The sequence below is a fragment of the Enterobacter sp. CM29 genome (assembly GCF_013179605.1).
GTDB classification, from domain to species: domain Bacteria; phylum Pseudomonadota; class Gammaproteobacteria; order Enterobacterales; family Enterobacteriaceae; genus Enterobacter; species Enterobacter intestinihominis.
Window position 1 is genome coordinate 1 of record NZ_JABMCU010000231.1, and the last position, 6,337, is coordinate 6,337.

Sequence of the window (6,337 nt, forward strand, 5' to 3'; positions counted from 1 at the left end):
GATGCGGCGACCACCGGAGGCTGACATGCCGCTCCAGTTGATGAACGCGTCGGACACCAGCGCCCAGGTCGGGATGGTGGTGATGGTGTTATCGAAGTTGCGCACTTTAACGGTGGTCAGGCCGATGTCGGTCACCGTGCCGTTGGCCCCGTATTTCGGCATCTCCAGCCAGTCCCCGAGCTTCAGCATGTCGTTGGCGGAGAGCTGAATACCGGCCACTAAGCCCAGTATCGGGTCTTTAAAGACCAGCATCAGAACGGCAGCCATCGCACCCAGGCCGCTTATCAGAATGGCGGGTGACTGACCGATCAGAAGGGAGATAATTAATATTCCCACCAGAATGGCGCTCACCAGCTTGATGCCCTGGAATATCCCCTTCAGCGGCAGCTGTGATGCGGTGGCCATTTTCTGCGACAGATTAAAAATCACATCCAGCAGCGAGAAGAAGGAGAGCAGGGCATAGACCATCACCCACAATTTTGCGCAGGTGGTGAGCATTTCCGCCGCTTCGCTGCCTTTTTGCAGCCACAGAACCGCCTGAACGTTGACGATTATCCCCTGGAGGGTAAACGCCAGACGGTGAAATAACTTGTTCTGCGTAATGATCTGCAACCATAAATGGCTGCTGGCCTGCGCGCGTTTTTCGAAGGCGCGCAGCACCACTTTGTGCAGAATAAAATGAACGATAATGGCTGTAAGAAAAATAATACCAAAGATAATCACTAAAGAGGTGGTGTGATTAATTTCAATCCCTAACTCTTCAACCTGAGCAATTAATTCCTGCATAACGTCTCCTGTATTGATGCAGCCCCATAATGGCGGCTGCGGATCTATTATGCAAATTCAGGCAGTTTTATTTTGTCGCCGGACAGGCCTTGACGACCGGTAAACACAGACGATGGCGCATACGCAGCGTGGCCAGCGCCAGCACTACCATCATGGCCGTTTCCACCATCAGGAAGACGTTGACTGCCTGGGTGTAATCTCCGTGATGATTTTGCAGCCCGTGCAGCAAAATCGCGCCGAAAATGGCCGGGCCAAGCCCCAGCGCAGCCTGTTGCAGCGTACTTAAAATCGCGCTCGCGGCTCCTGCGTCGTCAGGCTGGATATCGCGCATCCCGATACGGTAGAAGCTGTTTACAATCAGCGCCTGACCGTAACCCACCAGCCCGGTGGCCGGGGCCAACGTCAGCGCGGTATTCTGCATTCCCCAGTGACGGAACGTGGCGATCAGCGCCACCAGGCCGACAAGCTGAATCGCAAGCCCGGTCAGCAGGATGGCGCTGGTGCTGTAGCGGGCAATCAGGCGTGGGGCGAACCAGGCGGAAATAAAATAGGTGACGCCGAGCGCGATAAAGCTGTTCCCGGACTGCCACGGCGCCATCCCCAGACCGCTTTGCATGGTCAGCGCCATACAGAACATAAACCCGGACCAGACGCTGAAAAAGAGTATCCCGATCAGCACGCCAAAACGGATGCTGCGCAGCTGCAACAGGCGCGGCGCGATGAGCGGGTGGGCATTCTCACGTTCTTTCTTACGCGCGTTTAACACCATCAAATAGACCAGCGGCACAATCGCCAGCAGCGCGGCCTTCAGCGGCCACGACCAGTGCCACTGCGGGCCGAGCGCCATCGGAAACAGCAGACAGCACAGTATCGCCGTCAGCAGGATAGTCCCGGTCCAGTCAATGCGCGACGGCGTGTCGCGGCGGGTTTCCGGTACGTAGCGACGGCTCAACGCCAGCACCACCAGACAAATCGGCACGTTGATAAAGAAGGCGTTACGCCAGCCAAGCCCGGCGATGTCCGCCGACACCAGCCAGCCGCCACCCATCTGGCCGACGATAAACGCAATACCGCCGATACCGCCGAACAGACTGATCGCTTTGGCGTGTGCCGTTCCTTTTAACGTCACGTGCAACGTCGCGAGAATTTGCGGCATGATCAGCGCGGCGCCCGCGCCCTGAATAATGCGCGCGGCAAGCAACTGTTCGATATTGCCCGCCATGCCGCACAGCAGCGAGGCCAGGCCAAAACTCGCCACGCCCCACATAAACAAGCGACGGCGGCCAAGGTTATCGCCCAGCTTGCTGCCGGGGGCCAGGCAGACGGCAAAGGCCACGCCGTAGAGGGCGACGATCAGCTCCAGTTCGGTGGCGGTGGCGTGTAACGAATGGGTGATGGAATCCAGCGCCACGTTGGTGATCGAGGTATCAATCAGCGGCAGCATCTGGCCGGTTAACAGCAATATCAGGCCCGCACGACCCGGTGAAACAACTGACGTATTCATGGTGACTCCATTGCGTCAAACAGCGTAGAGTCGTAGCATCAACCATCTGATAAACGGGTACCAGTTCTTACTTATACTGGTACTGGCACTACCATGCAGGAGATGTTATGGCGCTGATGTCTGAACCTGTCACCTCTCTCCAGGATGACACCCGCAAGCAGCTGGGCGCGTTTTTGCGTGCCCGGCGCGAAAGCCTCGATCCGCAGCGGCTCGGCTTACCGCGCAGCGGCCGTCGCCGCACGCCGGGCCTGCGCCGGGAGGAGGTAGCGATGCTCGCGGATGTCGGTGTGACCTGGTACACCTGGCTGGAACAGGGCCGGGACGTCAATCCGTCCAGCGCGGTGATGGCCGCCATTGCAAAAGCGCTGCAATGCACCCCGACCGAAGCCCGGCATCTTTTTGTGCTTGCCGGTTTGCCGCCGGGCGAAGCCCCGCAGGCGGTGTGCTGTGAGGGGATCAGCGAAGGCACGCGTCGCCTGCTGGATACCCTGATGCCGAAGCCTGCCAGTATTCAGAAACCGAATTTCGATATCGTGGCGTGGAACGACAGCTTCGGACACCTGATGGGCGTCGATTTCAACGCTATCCCGCCGGAAGATCGCAACTGTATTTACCTGTTCCTCACCCATCCGGCGTGGCGCGCGCGGCTCGGCAAACGTGACGACGTGCTGCCGATTTTCGTCTCCTACTTCCGCGCGGCAATGGCCGAGCACCGTGGCGACCCGCTCTGGGAAGCGAAGCTGGCGCGTTTTTTTGCGGTGTCTGAGGAGTTCAAAACCCTGTGGCACCAGCGTAACGACGTGCGCGGCGTGGAGAACCAGCTCAAGCTGTTCACCCATCCCGAGCTGGGGGATTTTCATCTCCAGCAGATGTACTGGTACTCTGCGCCGCGAAACGGATCGCGGCTGCTGGTCTATTTACCGGTGGACGAGGCGGGGGAGAGGGCGATGGCGTGGCTGGAGGCGCAGGGGAAATAAGTTTTTTGCGAGGGGCTTTCAGGGAATAAGAGCTGGCTCTGCTAAGCGGATGAGACAGGTATAAGGTGGCGTTTAACTTAAACCAACCGACTGAATCGACATCATTTCGATGAGGGATTAAGTCGACTATACTCACGCCATGAGAAACAACAAATGTCGCCACTGATGATTGATTCCGCAGACTTCAGCCAAAAACTCGGCCTTATCTCCCGAAACGTCGAACACACCGAAGCGTTCCTGGCACGAGGTACGGCGGATTTTCATCTGCCGGGGTTTCTGCTGCCTGTGGGATACCGGCTCCTGAAATCGCGTTATGGTGATGAATATCGTCTCGTGACCACCGATGACGGCAAACCTTATACGGCGTATGCCGTAAAGCTTAAATTTCATAAAGAAATTACCTTTCCCCACGGTGCCGCCACGCAGGTGATGGTGTGGCGTACGCCACGTGCCGTTCATCAACGCGTGATAAGCGGGTTGCCACAACTCTTTTTTCAGTGGGTGCTAAGCGAATACGACATCGTTGTCTCTGACAGCGAACAAACGGGAGACGGGCAACGGTTCTGGTTGCGCATGATCGACTGGGCGTTTACCATGAACTATCGCATTAGTGTGGCGGACGGTACGGTGGGAGAAGAGTGGACGTTAACGCCCGTAAATTCCTACGCTGAGCTGGAAGAGCGCTGGATTGCTTTTGCCTGGGGAAACGATCGTGAGGTCCATCCGCATCGCAGGCTTGTCATCAGTAAAGCGTAACGGGCCGCATGCAGCGGCCCATTTTCATTAGCATTCAGTCACAATCGTGCTCAGCGGCAGGCGAGACTTCGGCAGCGTGGCATTGAAATCCTCAACGCTGTGATGCCCAACCGGCACCACCACCAGGCTGGTGAAGCCTTTCTCTTTCAGGCCGAACTCTTCGTCGAGGATTGCGGCATCGAAGCCTTCAATCGGCACTGCGTCCAGGCCCATCGCGGCCACGCCCAGCAGGAAGTTGCCGACGTTCAGGTAAACCTGCTTCGCCATCCACTGGTCGTCATCTTTCAGATCCACGCGGTGCATGTCGGCAAAATAGCACCGGCCTTTGTGGTTCGCGGCTTTTGCTTCTGGCGTGGCGAAACGGCCGTCAGCCTCTTCCTGATCGACGACGCGCTCAAGCCAGGCATCGTCCATCGCGGTTTTCGCACAGAACACCACCACGTGAGAGGCATCCAGCATTTTGCGTTCGTTAAACACATAGGTGCCCGCCGCGGATTTTGCCACGCGCGCTTTACCCTCTTCAGTACTGGCAACAATAAAGTGCCACGGCTGGGAGTTGGTGCTGGACGGGCTGTATTGCAGCAGCGTTTTGATTTTTTCCGCTTCTTCTGCGGTCAGTTTTTTGGCTGGGTCGAACGCCTTGGTAGAGTGGCGTTTCAGGGCGACAGAAATAATATCCATAACAACTCCTGGTGATGAAATTCGCCCGCAGGCGGGCGTGAAAGGAAAGCAGATTACCGCGCGAAGCGGGAAAAGATAAGTGCGATTCGAGCGCTTATTCTGTTCGTCTCAGACGAACAATCAGGCTGGCCGAATCCACTTCTGATCTTTTTTCGGCAGTTTATCAACGACCAGATTCCACGAATCCGTAATCAGGTCGGTGACCAGTTCAGGCGTGATGTCGTCCGTGCCATAAAGGGAGATCCAGTGTTTTTTATTCAGATGGTAGCCAGGCTCCACGCCACGGTAGATCTGCTGATTGAGCAGCGATTTTTCCGGATCGGATTTCAGGCTGACGTGGGCCCGACCGTGAGCGGTCGCCATCAGCATAAAAATTTTCCCGCCCACCTTAAACACGTCATACTCCGGGCCAAACGGCCAGCAATGTTCGGTAAAAGGCATTTCCAGCGCGACGCGTCTGGCATGTTCCTGCAAGGCTTTACTGTCCATGGCTCTCTTCCTCAGCAAGCCCGCGCCACATGGCTTCAAAGCCCAGCGCTTTAAAATCGACGGCACGGGACGGATCGCGCGCGGCAAACTCCATGGTGGTTTCAGCCAGCGATAAGAATATTGCATCACCGAAGGTCTTAAACTCGTCAGACATAAACACCGGGCGCACCGAGCGGTGACACAGTTCGTGTATTTCCGGGAACATGTCTTTCACCGCCTGCTCGGTTTCAATGTTCAGCTTTTCACTGACGCCAATCTGGCGGATAGCCGCATGCGCCAGGGGGTTACGAATGCCCCAGTCCACATAGCTATTCCAGATATTACGGGTATGCTCTTTTGGCTGGGTGATGGTGCGATCGAGGTTTGCCAGCATGGTCTGGCAAAGATCCTGCTTCAGATGCAGATAGAGGGCATTCAGCAGATCGTCTTTGGTAGCAAAGTAGCGAAACAGTGTCCCTTCAGCGACGCCCGCATTACGGGCAATTAACGCCGTTGAGGCGGCAATACCTGACTGCGCAAACGCAGCCGTTGCTGCTTCCAGTAAGGCCTGTTTTTTATCTTCACTCTTCGGACGTGCCACTAAATTTTTCCTCCCGTCAATTGTAAAAACCCTGATTGAAACACGTGCTTTGCCACGCTGCAACGCGGAATGTCAAAGATCGAAAACCTTCTTGACGGCGTAATCATCCTATCTATAATGAGTGCTTACTCACTCATAATCAAGTTCAACCCGCGCAAACTATCGGACAGGGCGCGTTGGCGGGTCAGGATAATGAAAAAGCCTCTATTCATCTGCGTGGTGTTAGTCATGATTATTGCTTCAGCTGCCAGTTTACCGTTTGTACTGAATGCCGGATTTGGCCAGCCACCGCAGGGTGCGCAGCTCTCTGAAGTGGAGGCCTCTCCGCACTATCGCGACGGGCAATTCCATAACACGCTCCCTACGCCGGGCTTTACCGGGCAACAAAATATGCTGGTGGCGTGGTGGCAGTTTCTTACCCGTAAAACCGAAAACGCCCGTCCTGCGCAGCCGCTGCCGCTGGTGAAAACCGATCTGGCGAGCCTGTCGCCTGAACAGGACACGCTGGTGTGGCTCGGCCACTCCTCCTGGTATATGCAGCTGGCGGGGCAACGAATCCTGATC

At 56.3% G+C, this 6,337-nt stretch carries 7 protein-coding genes and 1 pseudogene; 3 read left to right on the forward strand and 5 right to left on the reverse strand.

The annotated features are described in order from the left end of the window. On the reverse strand, positions 1–786 hold a 786-nt coding region (locus tag HP459_RS20405), incomplete at its 3' end, for a mechanosensitive ion channel family protein (protein ID WP_171936739.1). A 67-nt stretch (positions 787–853) separates the two neighbouring features. Beyond that, on the reverse strand, positions 854–2,290 hold the full coding sequence (locus HP459_RS20410) for an MFS transporter (protein ID WP_063146562.1): 1,437 nt from the start codon (positions 2,288–2,290) through the stop codon (positions 854–856). Between the two features lie 107 nt (positions 2,291–2,397). Between HP459_RS20410 and HP459_RS20415 the strand changes: the two genes are divergently transcribed. Together HP459_RS20415 and HP459_RS20420 are read left to right on the forward strand one after the other, a co-directional pair. Continuing rightward, positions 2,398–3,267, forward strand: a complete 870-nt coding sequence (locus tag HP459_RS20415) for a helix-turn-helix transcriptional regulator (protein WP_022647328.1) — start codon at positions 2,398–2,400, stop codon at positions 3,265–3,267. Between the two features lie 153 nt (positions 3,268–3,420). Next, entirely contained in the window at positions 3,421–4,023 is a 603-nt protein-coding gene (locus HP459_RS20420) for a hypothetical protein (protein WP_023299508.1), read from the forward strand. 27 nt (positions 4,024–4,050) lie between these two features. Here the strand turns inward: HP459_RS20420 and nfsB are convergent, their stop codons facing one another. The 3 genes from nfsB to HP459_RS20435 all read right to left on the reverse strand — a co-directional run bounded on the left by nfsB (position 4,051) and on the right by HP459_RS20435 (position 5,773). Beyond that, complete coding sequence (gene nfsB / locus HP459_RS20425; protein ID WP_003858884.1) at positions 4,051–4,704, reverse strand: oxygen-insensitive NAD(P)H nitroreductase; 654 nt, start codon at positions 4,702–4,704, stop codon at positions 4,051–4,053. Between the two features lie 120 nt (positions 4,705–4,824). After that, a complete protein-coding gene (locus HP459_RS20430) occupies positions 4,825–5,193 on the reverse strand; it encodes an MmcQ/YjbR family DNA-binding protein (protein WP_022647330.1) in 369 nt (122 codons plus the stop codon). Beyond that, complete coding sequence (locus tag HP459_RS20435) at positions 5,183–5,773, reverse strand: TetR/AcrR family transcriptional regulator (RefSeq protein WP_023299509.1); 591 nt, start codon at positions 5,771–5,773, stop codon at positions 5,183–5,185. The genes HP459_RS20430 and HP459_RS20435 overlap by 11 nt, the downstream gene beginning before the upstream one ends. A gap of 192 nt (positions 5,774–5,965) precedes the next feature. Here HP459_RS20435 and HP459_RS20440 point away from each other — a divergent pair. Next, positions 5,966–6,337, forward strand: a pseudogene (locus HP459_RS20440) (RomA family MBL fold metallo-hydrolase); the annotation flags it as partial.